This is a genomic window from Corallococcus macrosporus DSM 14697, from assembly GCF_002305895.1.
Taxonomy (GTDB): Bacteria; Myxococcota; Myxococcia; order Myxococcales; family Myxococcaceae; genus Myxococcus; species Myxococcus macrosporus.
On sequence record NZ_CP022203.1, the window covers coordinates 7,450,779 to 7,467,030 of the forward strand.

Annotated in this window: 10 protein-coding genes; 7 read left to right on the forward strand and 3 right to left on the reverse strand. The window is 71.6% G+C overall.

Annotated elements, in window-relative coordinates; translation table 11 throughout:
• Nucleotides 1-33 precede the first annotated feature (33 nt).
• Complete coding sequence (locus MYMAC_RS30080) at nucleotides 34-1,080, forward strand: hypothetical protein (protein ID WP_095960558.1); 1,047 nt, start codon at nucleotides 34-36, stop codon at nucleotides 1,078-1,080.
• Nucleotides 1,081-1,086: 6 nt separating this feature from the next.
• Entirely contained in the window at nucleotides 1,087-1,554 is a 468-nt protein-coding gene (locus tag MYMAC_RS30085; protein ID WP_095960559.1) for a hypothetical protein, read from the forward strand.
• A 48-nt stretch (nucleotides 1,555-1,602) separates the two neighbouring features.
• Here the strand turns inward: MYMAC_RS30085 and MYMAC_RS30090 are convergent, their stop codons facing one another.
• Both MYMAC_RS30090 and MYMAC_RS30095 read right to left on the reverse strand, forming a co-directional pair.
• Nucleotides 1,603-1,848 carry a hypothetical protein gene (locus MYMAC_RS30090; protein ID WP_095960560.1) on the reverse strand — a complete coding sequence of 82 codons (246 nt, stop codon included), beginning with the start codon at nucleotides 1,846-1,848 and terminating at the stop codon, nucleotides 1,603-1,605.
• 112 nt (nucleotides 1,849-1,960) lie between these two features.
• A complete protein-coding gene (locus MYMAC_RS30095) occupies nucleotides 1,961-4,567 on the reverse strand; it encodes an MXAN_6230/SCO0854 family RING domain-containing protein (RefSeq protein WP_095960561.1) in 2,607 nt (868 codons plus the stop codon).
• 198 nt (nucleotides 4,568-4,765) lie between these two features.
• Between MYMAC_RS30095 and MYMAC_RS38450 the strand changes: the two genes are divergently transcribed.
• The 4 genes from MYMAC_RS38450 (at nucleotide 4,766) to MYMAC_RS30115 (ending at nucleotide 9,544) form a co-directional block, all read left to right on the forward strand.
• Entirely contained in the window at nucleotides 4,766-5,905 is a 1,140-nt protein-coding gene (locus tag MYMAC_RS38450) for a hypothetical protein (protein WP_157757576.1), read from the forward strand.
• Nucleotides 5,902-6,645 carry a hypothetical protein gene (locus MYMAC_RS30105; protein WP_095960563.1) on the forward strand — a complete coding sequence of 248 codons (744 nt, stop codon included), beginning with the start codon at nucleotides 5,902-5,904 and terminating at the stop codon, nucleotides 6,643-6,645. Before MYMAC_RS38450 ends, MYMAC_RS30105 begins: the two co-directional genes overlap by 4 nt.
• A 108-nt stretch (nucleotides 6,646-6,753) precedes the next feature.
• A complete protein-coding gene (locus MYMAC_RS30110; RefSeq protein ID WP_095960564.1) occupies nucleotides 6,754-8,397 on the forward strand; it encodes a right-handed parallel beta-helix repeat-containing protein in 1,644 nt (547 codons plus the stop codon).
• A gap of 214 nt (nucleotides 8,398-8,611) precedes the next feature.
• Complete coding sequence (locus MYMAC_RS30115) at nucleotides 8,612-9,544, forward strand: spermidine synthase (RefSeq protein WP_095960565.1); 933 nt, start codon at nucleotides 8,612-8,614, stop codon at nucleotides 9,542-9,544.
• A gap of 31 nt (nucleotides 9,545-9,575) precedes the next feature.
• On the opposite strand, the gene MYMAC_RS30120 is transcribed toward MYMAC_RS30115, so the two are convergent.
• Entirely contained in the window at nucleotides 9,576-10,067 is a 492-nt protein-coding gene (locus MYMAC_RS30120; protein ID WP_043712816.1) for a VOC family protein, read from the reverse strand.
• 386 nt (nucleotides 10,068-10,453) lie between these two features.
• Here MYMAC_RS30120 and MYMAC_RS30125 point away from each other — a divergent pair, with 386 nt between their 5' ends.
• On the forward strand, nucleotides 10,454-16,084 hold the full coding sequence (locus tag MYMAC_RS30125; RefSeq protein WP_239989097.1) for an HYR domain-containing protein: 5,631 nt from the start codon (nucleotides 10,454-10,456) through the stop codon (nucleotides 16,082-16,084).
• Nucleotides 16,085-16,252 lie beyond the last annotated feature (168 nt).

Below are 16,252 nucleotides of genomic sequence, written 5' to 3' on the forward strand. Positions count from 1 at the left end.
CAGCCCTGTAGGGTGAAGGTGTCAGGAGGTCCGATGTCCGCGCCACGCTGGAGTGCGCTGCTGCTCAGCATCACGTTGTCCGCCGGAGGGTGCACCAAGACGCCCACCGACGCGGGCTGGAAGGAAGCCGATGGGGGCATCCAGTGCCGGGGGCTCGAGCACCTGGCATGCACGGGCCTCTACGGCGAGGGCGGCACGGGCTGGGCCACCAAGGCGCTTCCGCCCGAGGTCCGCCCCTACGAGCCCGGCCTCCAGCTCTGGAGCGACGGGCTGGACAAGGCGCGCTTCATCTACCTGCCGCCCGGCACGCAGGTGGACACGTCCAAGAGCGACGAGTGGCGCTTCCCGGTGGGCACGAAGCTCTGGAAGGAGTTCAGTTGGAAGGGGCGGCGCATCGAGACGCGCTTCCTCTGGAAACGCCCCAAGGGAGGCTGGCTGCGCACCACCTACCGGTGGAGCGACGACGGGAAGACGGCGCTCGAGTTGACCGGCGGCGAGAGGGACGTGCCCGGCACGGAGGGCTACGAAATCCCCAGCCAACTGGCCTGCCAGTCCTGTCACAAGGGGCGCGGCGACGAGGTGCTCGGCTTCGAGGCCATCGCGCTGGCGCATGACGGCGCCCGCGGCCTCACGCTGGCGAAGCTGGTGGAGGAGGGACGCCTGAGCCATCCCCCCGCGAAGGCGCCCCGCATCCCTGGCACGCCGGCGGAGCAGGCCGCCCTGGGCTACCTGCACATGAACTGCGGCGTGTCATGCCACAGCGACAACCGCATGGCGCTGGGCAGCGGCTCCGGCCTGCACCTGCGCCTGGAAGCGGAGGAGCTTGGCACCGTGCAGGCGACGGACACCTGGCGCACGTCCGTGAATGTGAAGGCCTTCGTCCAGACGGGGGGCCTGTTCGGAGAAACCTCGCAGCGCGTCGCCCCGGGCGACGTCAAACGCAGCTCGCTGCTCCACCGCATGAGCCAGCGCGGGGACGCCCTCCAGATGCCGCCGCTGGGCACCCGCGTGGTGGACGAACAGGGCCGGGCGCTCATCCAGCGTTGGATTGAGGCGATGCCCGCGAAGAAGGAAGGGTAGGCGCCCATGCTCTATTCAGTGGTGTTGCTCCTCCACTCCTGGCTGCGCTGGGCGGTGGTGGTGGTGGGCGTGCTCGCGCTGGTGAAGGCGCTGCTCGGGTGGGCGCGCGGAAAGGCTTGGACGCCGGGCGACCGCGGGCTCCAGCTCGCCTTCGTCTCCGCCTTCGACCTCCAGATGCTGCTGGGGATGACGCTCTATTTCGCGCTCAGCCCCATCACCCCGCGGAGCCTGGACGCGCTGAAGACGAGCATGTCCGTGGGCCACCTGCGATTCTTCGGACTGGAGCACCCGCTGCTGATGCTCCTGGCCCTGACAGCGGCGCATGCGGCCTCCGCGATGACGCGGCGGGAGGCCCCCTCCCGGACCCGGCACCGCACCTGGGCCGTGGGGCTCCTGCTGGCCATGCTGTTCGTCGCCATGGCCATTCCCTGGCCCGGCCTGTCCCACGGCCGGCCCCTGCTCCGGGGGTTCTAACGTGTGGCGCGCCTCAGCCCGGAGAGCGAGGCACGCCCCTGCGTCTGACTAGGCTTTCACCCATTTGCTCTGAAGGACGTCCCAGCGCATCTCCTTGCCCTGGAGCGGCTCGGCCTGGTTGCTCGCGAAGCTCCCCGTCTCCTTCACGTTCACGCAGCCGATGGCCTGCAGATAGGCGATACAGTCCTTGGTGAACTGATTGGACTGGTCGTGGTTGTGGGCCCCCATGGCGCCATACATCTTCGAGCTGCCAGGACCGTCGTAGGTGAAGTTCTGCACGTAGTACAAAGGCATGTCAGTCGCTCCCCTGAAGGCATTCGTTGCCCTCAGGACTATCGCACCTTCCGTCCTCCCCGTGAAAGTCCACCCGGAGGGCCCCCCTGTGCGGCAGCCCTCCAGCGCCGCGTCAGGCCTTCAACGCCGCCACCAGGTCGCCCGCGGCCAGGCGGGTGACGTCCTGCGCGGAGGTATGGCGAAAGCGCAGCGCGTAGCCTTCACTGCCGGCAGGGAGCGCGGGCATGTCCTCCTGCCCCGCGAAGAACGTGGGCGCCGTGCCGGGCATGAAGCGAGGAGCGGTGGCGTCCGCTTCCATGGCCCGCACCCGCCGCAGGAAGCCGGCGGTGTCCTCGTCAGCGGCCCGCTTCAGGACGGACACGAAGCCATCCCGGCGCCGGACCTGCACCGTGCGGCTGCGCGCGGCGGCATGGAGGCAGGCCAGCTCCCAGAGCGTGGGACGGGCACCGGAGCCGAAATAGGCCAGGGTGTCCTTGCCCAGGTGCGCGAGCTCGCCCCGCGACCTGCGCACGCTCTGGAAGCCATCCTCGGGAGGGACCTTCACGTCCACCCAGCGGAGCTGCTTCTCGGCGAGGTCGATGACCAGCGGCACCGAAATCTTCGCGCTCCCTTGCAGGTCGAAGCGCTGCTCCACCGCGCGAGCATCGAAGTGCGGTCCGCCCTCCCCGTCCCGGACCATGAAGCCCGCGAACGCGTCCTCCATCCGGTCGAACGAGACGCTGTTGAAGGAGAACACCACCGGGATGGCGTAGCGCACGCCCCGCGCCAGCAGCCGCGGCGCATGGACATCCAGGAACTCGGCGCCGCCCAGCGGCAGCGGCCCGGACGTGACGTCCCCCGAATGCACCGCGGCGTCGTCCTCCAGGCGCAGGTTCGTGAAGTCACACAGGTCCACCAACCACCAGTCCTTGTCGTAGAAGGCCACCGACAGGTCCAGGTCCACCCGGACGCCCTTGGGCTCCGTCCAGTGGACGAAGAAGCGCAAGGTCTTCCCTTCCGGCAGCGGCAGCACGCTTCCACGCGGAACCGCCACGAGCGCCCGGGAGGCCGTCTTCTCCGCCAGCGGCACGAGCAGGTCGCCCAGGGACTCGTCGAGCACGGCTCGAGGAAAGGACGGGAGGGCTTCCGCCCGGCGCAGCAGCTCCCGCTCCAGCGGCGCCACCAACTGGCCAATGACGTCACCGGGGAGCAAGGGACGCCGGTCCTCCATGCCCCAGGCGTGGGTGGCTTCGCCCTTGGGGAAGAACACGCGCCGTGCGAACGGCTGGTGCCGCTGACGCAGGTGCGCCACGAGAGTGAGCAACAGCCCCGGCGCGGCCCGAGGCAGCACGGCGTCGAGCGCCGCGAGCAACTCCGGGGCGAGCGAGGCGGAGCCCGACTGCGCCACGGACAGGCGGCTCACATGGTCCAACCGGCGCAGCAGCTCGCCGGGCCGCTGCCGCAGCAGCCGCAGCGCGCCGCGGACATCTCGGCGCTCCAGCGCCATCTCGACCTGCGAGGCCCAGGAATAGAAGGAGAGGCGGAGCCCTCCGTCGACTTCCACTCGGCCGAAGGCCGCCGGGTGCTCGCGGGCCAGCGCCAGCGCCGCCGCGCCGAACGGCGTCTCCGGCACCAACACCGTCTCACGCAGAACGGCGAACGCGAGCGCGACCTTCGGATGGCGCGGCCACTCCTCGAAGACGTGCAGGAGCTTCGCCTGGGCCTTCCACAGGTCCCGGTGGCGCCGGAGGTCCTCGGTGAGATTCAACAGGGAGAGGCCTTCCAACATCCGCAGCACGGCGCGCCGGACCGGACGCGGAGGGCTCTTCAGGGGCACCTTGGCGGTGAGGTCGGGATTGCCGCCCGCCCACGCGACGAGCACCCGGAGCACATCCGTGGCCGTCTTCACATGGGCCGCGGCGCTGGCCAGCACGTCGCCCGCCGTCCGGGCATCCCGAAGCAGGGTCCCCATGACGCACGCCAGCGTCTCCTTCACCGGGATGCGCGGCGGGAGCCACTCCAGGATGCGCACACCGAAGGAAGAGACGAACATCTGCAACAACATCGTCTCGCGCGGATGCAACACCGAGGACCGGGACACCAGGCGCCGCAGCACCTGACTCGCCGCGGCCTCCGGGTCGGTGCCCAGCGACAGCCGCGTCAGCCGGCCGGCGGTCTGCTGATACAAGAACCCGGTGTCCTTGAGCTCCGTGGGCTTGAGGAACGGCTCCGACGGCGACAGGCGGCGGTGGCAGATGGGACACGCGCTGTAGTCGTGCCCATTGAAACACCGCTCGCAGACCAGATGGGCACACGGTGACAGCGCCCGCACCGTGCCCTGCGCACCACAGTGGATGCACGGCTGTTCGGGGGACTGAAACAACCACCCCAGCATCCGCTGCACGTACAGGTGCTGGGTGTCGTGCGGCACGCTCTCGGGGAAGTTCCGGAACAAGGGGACGAAGGGCCGGTTCGAGCCCAGGAGCGCCGCGCAGTTGTCGTAGATGAAGCGGCCGGACGCCGCCATGACCTCGGTGGGCAGCGCGAGCAGCGCCTCCCTCAGCTTGCCATCCAGCGTGTAGCCCACCCCCGCGAGGTCCGCCTCCAGGGCCTCCAGGCCCTGCTCCCGCGCCTGCGTGTCACCACTGGGAGCGAGCCCCGAGGGGAGGAAGACAAGCCCCGTGGTCCGGAGCAGCAACGCGGTGGCGGCACCCGTGAGTTCGAGCGAGGGGGAGCCCATGGTGACTCCAGCGAGGAGGAGAAAAACGGGGCGGAGAGCGGATGCGCTACCTCTAGGAGTGAGAAGGAAGCACACCCAGGGCCGCCCCACGGAGAACCCTACCAGGGCCCGCGGTGATGTTGCTACCGCGCCAAGAAACAACCAGGGCGCGCGCTGCTTTTCGTATCACGAGCAGGTCACCACCGAGCGAGCATCTCCTTGAGCGCGTCACCCGCATGGGCATTCGTCCATCCCCCTTCCGAGCCACCTCCCCGCGCATGCACCGCGGGAGGTGCTCACGACGCGGCGCGCTCCGTCTGGACACGGGACACCGGAGACGACCCCGAGCAACTCTGGCAACTCCTCATCGACTCCGGCTACTTCAACCTGGCGGGCAGGTCCGCCGCGTGGTTCGAGTCACGCCGGGCGCCCTTCCTCGAGCTGGGACGTCGAGCCGCGCACCTGCCAGGACTTCTGAAGCAGACCGTGTGGCGCTCGGCGCGAGGCGTGGAGGCAACGCTCTCCGTGATGAAGCCGTATCGCGCCACCTGGCTGGTGCACCAGCTCGCCCGGCGACAGGGTGGCTCGCGCTTCGAGCCCGCGCCGGGGCAGATGCTGCGAGACCTCTACGCCCACGCCGTGGCGCACGCGCGGGGCGACCCGGGCATCCGGTGGCTGGCGTCCTATGTCGAATCCACGGTGCCCTTCGTCCAGCGCACCCATCTGCGCTTCGCCAGACATGCGGTCGGCGAGGCGCTGCTGCTTCCCCTGAAGATGCTGGACGTCGCCGGTGACGCTCCGGGCGGCGTGCCCGCCTCCGGCCTCGAGCTCCAACCACCGAACGCCACCGAGCGGGCCTTGTTCCAGGAGCACCTGGCGCGCACCCGGCCAGCGGCCTACGTCGACGCATTGGACCTCGGACCGGACACGCTGGGCCTGGAGGAAGCGGCCCGGCCCTGGCGCGAAGCGGGACTGGAGCGGGAGCGGCACCTCCTGGTGGCGCGGCGCCACGGCAGGCCACAGGCCCTGGCGGTGCTGGAGGTCGGACCGCCTGGAGCCAATCCGTTCCAGTTGCTCGACTCCGTGAGGCTGTTTCCGCTCAGCGCAGCGGGCCGCACAGCCTTCCCCGCCCTGCTGAACGCGGCACGCCGCTGGTTCGCCCGGAAGGCGCGCGACAGCTTCGTCTTCCTGGCGGAGGCCGAAGGTGACGCGGACGCCGCGGGCGTCCCGGACGACACCTCGGGAGCGCGCCCCTACCTGTGGCTCATCCCCGCCACCCTCGCCGCCGCCTTTGTCGAACATGTCCATGCGCAGACGGTCCACCGCCTGCTTCCCACCACCGAAAAGGAGCCGTCATGAGCCTGATGAACTCGCAGTACCTCCCCCACGTGAAGCAGACGCGCGAGCGCCTGGAGACCGAACCCGTCGTGCGCACGCTGCTGTCGCCCGACATCGCCCCCGCGCTGATGGAGCGCTTCCTCATCGAGTGGTCCGCCCGCGGCGCCTACATGACCGAGCCGGTGGACGGATGGATTCGGGGCGCCGGGGAGCGCTGCATCGCGCTGGGCAAGACGAAGCTCGGGCAGGCGCTCATCACCCATGCGCGTCACGAAGCGGGCCATCACCTGATGACCATCGAGGACGCCCGCACCCTCGCGCGCCGGTGGAACACGCGCCATGCGCCCGCCCTGGACGCTGACGCCCTGGTGGCCCAGCCGCCCACCGAGGCCATGCGCCAGTACCGGCAGGTCCATGACGAGGCGATTTCGAGCGCCTTGCCCCTGGGCCAGGCCGCCATCGAATACGAAGTCGGCGAGCTCGCCGTCGTCGTGGTGCCGCGCATCCTCGCCAACGTGAAGCAGGTGCTCGGACCGGAAGTGTTGGAGCGCCTCACCTTCCTCGTCGAGCATGCCGCGGTGGACGTCGGGCACACGGCGCTCAACGAGCGGATGCTGGAGGAGTGGCTGCGCGAGCAACCCGAGGACGGCGTGCGGCTGGCGGCGTTCGGCGCGCGGGGCCTGGACTGCTACCTGCGCTTCCTGGCGGACTGCCTGCGCGCGGCGCAAGAGGGCCTGGACCCCCTCCGTGCGGCGGCCTGAGCCCGCCGGACGCTCCGCCTACAAAACTCCCAGGGCACTTCATTGGCCCTCACGAGGGCTGTGCGCGCCCGTGGACCTGGCCCGACCGGAGCCGCCAGACTGCGGGACATGCACCTCTCGCGAGCCGTTCTTCTCGTCCTGCTCCAGCCGCTGGCCGCCCAGGCCGCCGAATACCGCGTGGGCCCTGACCAGCAATACACCCGGGTGGGGGATGTCCCCTGGGAGTCGCTCGAGCCCGGGGACACCGTCCTCATCCACGCGCGCCCCGCGCCCTACGCGGAGAAGTGGGTCCTGGGCCGCCGGGGCACGGCCGCCGCGCCCATCACCGTGCGCGGCGTGAAGGACGCGCAGGGCAACCTGCCCGTCATCGTCGGAGAGAACGCCACCACGCGCTCGCAGCTCAACTTCTGGAGCGAGGAGCGCGGCATCCTGAAGATTGGCGGCTCCAACCAGCCCGCGGACACGATGCCCGCGCACCTGGTGGTGGAGAACCTCCACCTGCGCCGGGCGCGTGGCGCCTTCACCGGCCGCAATGGCGCCTCCACCTACCTGGACAACGCCGCCGCCATCTTCATCGAGAAGGGCGAGCACATCACCATCCGGGGCTGCGTGCTCGAGGACAGCGGCAATGGCCTGTTCATCGCCAGCCAGGCCTCGAACGTCACCGTCGAGAACAACCACCTCCTGGGCAACGGCAACTCCGGCAGCACCCAGGAGCACAACGCCTACACCGAGGCCCTGGGCATCACCTACCAGTTCAACCGCTTCGGCCCGCCCTGCACGGGGTGCCTGGGCAGCAACCTGAAGGACCGCTCCGCGGGCAGCCTCATCCGGTACAACTGGATTGAGGGCGGCAACCGGCAGCTCGACCTGGTGGATTCCGGCAGCGCCACGCTGCGCTCGGCGCCGTCGTATGGGCGGACCTTCGTCTACGGCAACGTGCTGGTGGAGCCCGAGGGCGCGGGCAACCGGCAGGTGGTCCACTTCGGCGGCGACTCCGGCACCACCAACAACTACCGGGGCACGCTCTACTTCTTCCACAACACCGTGGTGTCCCGCAGGACGGACCGCACCACCTTGTTGCGGCTGTCCCACCAGGACCAGACGGCGCACGTGACGAACAACGTGGTGCTGGTGGCCGCGGCCAACGGCAACACCCTGTCCCTCACGGACGCGGCGGGCACGCTCCGGCACGGCGGCAACTGGTACAAGCCCGGCTATGTGAGCACCTTCGGCAATCTCACCGGCGCGGTGGTGGACACGGGCGGCAATCTCACCGGCGCCGACCCGGGCTTCGTCGACCTCGCCGGCCAGGACTTCCACCTGGCCACCGGCTCCGCCCTGCGCGGGCAGGCCGTGGCGCTCCCCGCGGAGGCCAGCGGCGAGCCGGTGGCGTGGCAGTACGTGCCCCACACCCAGGGCGAGCCACGCGCCCAGGTGGACCCGGCGCACATCGGTGCATTCGGGGACGCCGCCCAGCCAGGGACGGAGACGCCCGACGCCGGCACGGGCACGCCCACCGACGCCGGCACGGGCACCCCCACCGACGCCGGCACGGGCACCCCCACCGACGCCGGTACAGGCACGCCTGCCGATGCGGGCACGACGCCGCAACAGCCGGATGACGACGAGGGCGAGGGAGGCTCGGGTGGCTGCGGCGCAACCGGAGCCGGCCTCACGGCGCCGCTGGTGTTCGCGCTGCTCGGCGTCCTGGGGCTCCGGCGGCGCCGCGACATGACGCGAACCCCGTAGGGTCTCGGTCCAGCCCATCGGCGCGCGGCCCTGCCCGCGCGCGGATGCGCCCGCCCTTGTCCAGGGCCGGAGCGCCGGGACTCCAGCGCGCGGCCATGACCGGCCGGCTCCCCGCCTGCGCTCGCTCACCACGAAGGTGGACGCAAGGCCAGCAAGACGCTCGACGCATCCTTCCCCTGCGCCGGGTAGCCCGTATGCTGTCGGCGTGAGGTGGATGCGGCAGGCAGGACAAGAATGGGGCCCAGCGCCCTGGAGGACGGCGCTCGCCCCACAGGTCCCGTGGAAACCCAAGCGGCCTTCGCGCGCGAGGCGGCGGCACCGGACCGTCGCGGCCCTGGGGCGCGTCTCCCGCGCCTTCGAGTATCCCCGCACCATCCTGCACGTCGCCCGGTCGGCCAGTGGTCCCATCATCGTCAGCGAGGACGACGAGGGCCGCCGCTACCTCCAGTTCGGCTGGATTGGCGCCTTCCAGAGCGCGACGTGGCCAGGCTTCCCGCTGCGGCTGGAGCTGGACTACACGCGGGCCGTGGCGGCGACGCTCGCCTTCGCGCCCAACCCCTCGCGCCTGCTCGTGGTGGGCCTGGGGGGCGGCGCCATCCCCACCTTCTTGCACGCGGTGTTCCCGGACGCGCACATCGACGCGGTGGAGATTCAGCCCCAGGTGCTGGACCTGGCCCGGCGCTACTTCGGCTTCCGCGAGGACGCGGCCTTGCACGCCCACCTCACGGACGGGCGGCGCTTCATCGAAGCGCCCGGGGCGCCGTATGACGTCATCATCCTGGACGCCTATGGCACGCGCAGCATCCCCCCGGCGCTGGCCACGCGGGAGTTCCTGCAAGCCACCCAGGCGCGGCTCACCCCGGACGGGGTGGTGGTGGGCAACGTGCTGCGGAAGACGGGCCGGCCCGGCTCGTTGATGGACCCGCTGTGGCGGGCCAGCTTCCCCCAGCTCTACGCCTTCGACGTGCGGGCGTCCGACAACCGCATCCTCGTGGGCCTGCCACACACCCGGCGGCCCCAGCGGAAGGAGCTGCTGGCGCGCGCGGGGCGGCTCGCGCGGGAATGGGGCGTGTCCTTCAACCTCCGCGCACGGGTACCCCGGCGCGTGAGCCGAAGTCCCCGCGCCCCCCGGGACAGTCACCCCTGAGGGGGGCTCCGCACAGCCAGGGGGTGGTTCATCACGCCTGCGTGGCCTGCTTGCCCGCGCCGTCATACGCGCGCTGCAGGCCCTGGATGTCCAGCTTCACCATGCCCAGCATGGCCTGCATCACCCGCTGCGCCTTCACCGGGTCCTTGTCCCCCAGCAGCTTGCCCAGCACGGACGGGACAATCTGCCAGGACAGGCCGAAGCGGTCCTTGAGCCACCCACACTGCTGCGGCTGACCACCGCCCTCCAGGAGCCGCTCCCACAACGCATCCACCTCTTCCTGCGTCTGACAGTCCACGAACAGGGAGATGGCCTCGGTGAACTTGAACTGCGGGCCACCGTTCAGGGCCATGAACTGCTGCCCGTGCAACTGGAAGACGCCGGAGATGACAGGCGCGGCGTCCGAGCCCCCCGCCCGGCTGAGGCTGAGAATCTTCGAGTCCTTCTTGAAGACAGACACGTAGAAATTCATGGCTTCTTCGGCGTTGCCGTCGAACCACAGGAAGGGCGTGATCTTCTGCATGGCCTGCATCGTCGTTTCTCCGCGGTGGTGGGGAAACGCGCCTGGTTCAGACGCGCCTGGACTTCCGAAGCTGCATCGCTGTGCTGGCGCATCCTGCCCACCCGACTCACCTCCACGAGCAGGCCCGACGCCACAACACACATACAGACTGGTTGGTATGTATCGAATCCGCGCGCCGCCCGTCAAGAATCGCGTTTGCGCAGCCGCGTGGAGACAGGTGCAGCGGAAGCTTCCAACGTCGTAGGTTCAAGGCTCACGCATTTCGTGGCGGACACCGAGTCGCCGTTGCCCTGGTGAGCATGCGGCGGATAATCGGTCGGAATTGACTCACAGCGTCGGACTCCGGCACGCGCCGCCCGCCGCTCCTCTCGAACCGGAGTTCCTGGATGCAGTCACATCGTGCGGTCTGGAGCAGGCGCCTGCTACTCGTGGGGAGCGTCATCCTGCTGTCATGCGGGAAGCAGGAGCCAACGCCTCCGGGTGACGACGCCCTGGCCGCCGCACGAGGCCGGGCGCTCGCCCAATGGAAGCAGGCCCCTTCCTCCTCCACCGGGTTGGCGCTGGCGCAAGCGTACTTCCCCGACCTCGGCACGGCCCCAGCGCCCTCGGCGGCCTCGGCCCGGCAGCTCGATGCGCGGCTCGCGGACGATGGCGCGCTGACCCTGACCACGCGTGGGCTGACCTTCCACGTCCGGCCGGCGGCCTCCGCCACGGACGCGCTCCGCCGCGAGCGCTCCGCCGCCTTCCAGGGCGCGCGGCACCTCTGGTGGCCCGTGGGCCCGACGACGCCCACACCGGAGGGCTGGCGCACCTCGCGCGTCGAGGAGGCGTGGATTCTGGACGCGCCGGAGGAGGGACAGCGCCACCGCGCGGAGTACACCGTCACGCTGCCCCCCTCCGTCCGCCGCATCCAGGACACGGGCGCGTACCTCCAGTTCCTGGATGAGCGAGAGCGCCCCGTCCTCCGGTTCCATCCCTCGGCGGTGCGAGACGCCAACGGCCAGTCCCGAGAAGGCACCACACGGCTCGAGGGCGGGCGCGTGAATCCCCGCACCCAGGTGTTCGACGTGGAAGGCGCGCAGGTGCGCATCACGACCGAGGTCTCGCTGGCCGGGCTCACCGCGCCGCTCGTCGTGGACCCGGGCTGGTCGTCCACGGCCACCATGGCGACCGCCCGCGCGCAGCACGCCGGCATCCTGCTCGGCACCGGAGAACTGCTCATCACCGGGGGCGTCAACCGCACGGGCTTCGTGACGACATCAGAGCGCTACGACCCAGTCACCGACACCTGGAGCGCGGCGAGCGCCCCCGGGATCACGGGCAATGTCACCCAGGCCGCGCTCCTCGCCGATGGACGGGTGCTCGTGGTAGCGGATGGCTCCACGACGGGGCGCCTCTACGATGCCACCACGAATACATGGGAGGCCACGGGCCCCATGGCCGCGTCCCGCTCCCTGTCCACCCTCACCCGGCTGGACTCCAGCCAGTTCCTCATCGCGGGCGGCAGCAACCTCTCCTCCGCCGAGCTGTACGACCCGGCGACCAACACCTTCCAGCCGACCGGCGCCATGTCGACGACCAGGCGCGCCCACGCCTCCGCGCGACTGCGGGACGGGCGGGTGCTCGCGGCGAGCGGCTTCAGCACGACGGGCGAGGTCCCGAGCGCCGACCTCTACGACCCGGCGGCGGGAACCTGGACCCCCGCCGCGCCCCCGCTGGTCCCCAGGCACTACGCGACCGCCACCCTTCTTCCTGATGGCCGTGTGCTGCTCACGGGCGGCCGCGCCGAGACCGACGTCACCACGCACTCGGAGCTCTATGACCCGGTGGCCAACACGTGGACGGCCACGGGCAGCCTGAACTTCCCGCGCAACGGCCATACGGCCACGCTGCTTCCTGACGGCCGGGTGCTCGTCGTCGGCGGCTCCGACGGCACGCGGGCCACTCAAACTGTCTCGGAGCTCTACGACCCCGCCACCGGGACGTGGACCGCGACGACCGCCATGGCGAATGGCCGGGAGAACGGCACCACGACCCTGCTCCCCTCTGGCAAGGTGCTCACCGTCGGTGGCTTCACCTCTGTGCCGTCCCTCACGTTCTACGCGGACACGGAGGTCTACGACCCCGGCGTCCAGGGCTGGTCCCCGGCGGGGAACCTGAGCGGGGCCCGGGTGGACCCGCTGGTGGTGCTGCTGTCCTCGAACCGGGTCCTCGTGGCGGGCGGCCGTGACGCCACGGGCACCGCGCTGGCGTCCGCGTCGCTGTATGACCGGGCGGCGAACACGTGGTCCCCGGCGGCGAGCCTCGCCACCGCGAGGGCGGAGGCCACGGCGACGACGCTGGCCTCGGGCGAGGTGCTCGTCGTGGGCGGCACGAACGCGGGCGGCCCCCTGGCCACGGCCGAGCGCTACACCCCGGACACGAACACCTGGAGCGCCGCGCCGTCCCTGACGCGCGCCAGGAACCTGCACACCGCGACGCGCCTGCCTGATGGACGGGTGCTCGTCGTCGGTGGCCAGGACGGCGCGGAGGTGCTCGCCTCCGCGGAGCTGTATGACCCGGCCACCCAGGCCTGGACCGCCGCGGCGCCCGCGTCCGGAGCGCGCGCCGCGCACGCCGCCGCCCTGCTGCCCGACGGACGGGTCCTCATCGCGGGAGGACATGGCGCGGGGGGCGCGGTGCTCGCATCGGCCGAGGTCTACGACCCCACCACCAACACCTGGGCGCCTGCAGGCAGCCTCGCCCAGGGCCGTGAACGCTTCACGCTGACGCTGCTGCCCTCCGGAGAACTCCTGGCCGCGGGCGGCGGCGGCGCGGGCGGCATGGCGCTCGCCACCACGGAGCGCTACTCGGCCGCCACGAACACCTGGACGCCGGACAGCCCGCTGACCGAGGCGCGCTGGGGCCACGCCACCACCCTGATGCCCTCCGGCACGCTCCTGGTCGCCGGCGGCCTGAGCGCGCCAGACACCTACGTAGCCTCGGCCGAGGCCTACAGCCTCCCCGTGCGGACCTGGACGCCCGTCACCGCGCCCCAGGGACGCGGCGGCGCCGCCGTCGCCCTGCCCACGGGCGAGGTCCTGCTCGCGGGCGGCACGGCCGCCACCACCGCGGAGCTCTACTCGGACGTGCTCGCGTCCCCCGCCTGGCGCCCGGTCGTCTCGGCGCCGGAGACGCTCTACCAGACCTGCCCCGTGGTCATCGAAGGCCAGGGCTTCCAGGGCATCTCGGGCGGCTCCAGCGGCAGCTACCTGGACTCCGCCACGGACTTCCCCCTGGTGCGCCTGCGCGCCGCGGAAGGCGGGCGGCTGTGGACGCTCCCCGCAACGGACATGTCCGCCACGCGCGCGACGGTGCGGGTGCCCACCGATGCGCCGCCGGGCCCCTATGCCCTGTCCGTCTTCGCCAACGCCATTCCGGGCGGGCGCATGGTGCTGCTGCGCGCCAACACCGCGCCCACCGCGGAGGCCGTGCGCATTGCCACGATGACCGGCGTCCCGCTGGACATCACGCTCACCGCCACCGACCCGGACGCGGACCAGACGCTGACGTGGACCATCGTCACGCAGCCCCAGCACGGCACGCTGAGCGGCACGCCGCCCGACCTCCAGTACACGCCCAACCCCGGGTACGTGGGCGCCGACATCTTCACCTACCGCGTCAGCGACTGCGGCCTGGACAGCAACGAGGCCTCGGTGGACGTCGCGGTGGAGGCCACCCAGCCCCTGGCCATCACCTGTCCCGAGGACACCGTCATCGAGGCGACGGGCCCCGATGGCGCCCCGGGCACCTGGCCCGCCGCCACCGTGACGCCGGGAGCCAGCGGGCCGGCCACCGTCACCTATTCACCGGCGGAGGGCAGCACACTGCCGCTGGGGACCACGACGGTCACCGCCATCGCGGAGGACGCGTCCGGCACGCAGGTCACCTGCACGTTCCAGGTCGAGGTGCGGGACACCACCCCGCCCGCGCTGACCTGCCCCGCGGACCTCCAGGTGGCCTCCGATGACGCCTCGGGCGCGACCGTCACGTTCGAGTTGCCCGAGGCCACGGACACCGCCTCGAATGCCACCGTCACGTCCTCACCGGCCTCGGGGAGCACCTTCCGGCACGGCCGCCACACCGTCACCGTCACCGCCACGGATGCGGCGGGCAATGAAGCCCGCTGCACCTTCCAGGTCACCGTCCAGGCAACGGTCATCTCCATCGCCGGAGGCGGCTGCCAGGCCTCGGGCGGTGGCGCCGCCTCCTCCCTGGCCCTGCTGGTGGTTCTGGCCTGGTGGCGCGGCCAGCGTCGCCGCTCGCGGACACGGGCTCGGAGCTGGGCGCTGGCGGCGCTCATCGCCTCCATCGCGCCCAATGCCCTGGCACAAAGCACCACGGGCGCCATCGCCCCCATCGACCTGGAGCGGCTTCGCTTCACCCCCGCGGCCACGGACTCCCTGCTCGTGGACACCGGACACGTACTCCCCGAGGGCGCCTACCGGTTGACGCTCATGGCCGGCTACGAGCGCGGCATCCTGCTGCTCAAGGGCAGTGATGGCCAGGAGCGCTCCATCATCGACTACCGCGTCTCCGGCTGGCTCGCGGGCGCCTGGTCTCCCGTGGACAACCTGGAGCTGTCCGCGCGGCTGCCCGTCATCATCCACCAGGGCGGCAACGGCGCGGACACGCTGGTGGGCGTCTCCGCCCCGGCGTCCTTCGGGCTCGGCACGCCAGAGCTGGGCGCGCGCTATGCGCTGCTGCGGCGCGACGAAGGCGCGCCGGTGTTCCTCAGCCTGGGCCTGGACGTAGGCACCCCGGGCGGCACCGCGGATGCGTTCGGCCGGCAGGCGGGCTGGGCGGGCCTCCAGGTCGCGCCCCGGGTGGCGGTGAGCCGCGAGCTGGGCCCCGTCGTCCTCGGCGCCAGCGCGGGCGTGCGCATCCGCTCCACGGAGAACGAGCCCGGCCGCGACTACGGCACGGAGCTGGAGCAGGGCCTCGTGGTGGCCACGCGTGGCAAGGGCCTGCGCGCCGAAATCGCGCTGCAAGCCGCTGAATCGCTGGTGGAGCCGGACCTCGCGCTGGAGCTGCTGGGCGGCGTGCGGCTGCCAGTGGGCGGCGGCTTCGAGGCCTACGCCATCGCCGGCCATGGCTTCACGGACATCCCGGGCACGCCGTCCATCCGCGCGGCCGCGGGCATCGCCTGGGCCCACGAGCCGCCCGCCCGCGAGGACGTGTGCCGGAGCGGACGCAGCCACACGCCGGAGCAGTGCCCCGCGCTGGATGACGACGGCGACACCGTCCCCAACGGGCAGGACCGCTGCCCGCTCGAGGCCGGCCCGCCGGAGAACGACGGCTGCCCGGACACCGACTCGGACGGCGACGGCGTCGTGGACCGCGAGGACGCCTGCCCGAACGAGGCTGGCTCCGCCGAGAACAAGGGCTGCCCGGACACCGACTCGGACGGCGACGGCGTCGTGGACCGCGAGGACGCCTGCCCGAACGAGGCTGGCTCCGCCGAGAACAAGGGCTGCCCGGACACCGACTCGGATGGTGACGGCGTCGTGGACCGCGAGGACGCTTGCCCGAACGAAGCCGGCGTCGCCGCCCACCGTGGCTGCCCCGAGCCCAAGCCGGAGCCCACGCCCCAGGCCCCCGCCACCGAAGCGCCGACGCGGCTGCCCACCGAGCACCACGTCCAGTTCCCGGTGGGCCAGTCGACGCTCTCCGACGAGGAACTGCGGAACCTGGACGCTGTCGCGGACTACCTGAAGGCCAACCCAGGCGTGTCCCTGCGCATCGAAGGGCACACGGACAGCACCGGCCCCGACGAGCTCAACCGCACGTTGAGCCAGGAGCGCGCGGACGCGGTGCGCACGCACCTCATCCAGCGCGGTGTCGCGCCCTCGCGGCTGACGGCGAAGGGCTACGGGCCGGACCGCCCCCTCACCACCAACGACACGCCCGAGGGCCGCGGCACGAACCGCCGCGTGGAGTTCGTCACCGAGCCCGGAGGCGCGTCACCGGCGCGCTGAGCCCCCGCGCCAGGCTCGCGGGCCGGGTTTGGCGCGTTCGTTCAAGCCCGCCCGCCCCTGCGCTCCTACCCTGGTGATGAAGCTGTCACCAGGAGGAGCGACATGGGAGCAACCCCTTCGATTCGGACGCCAGCGTTTCGCGCTGGCAGTCCCCTGACGCGGCGCCTC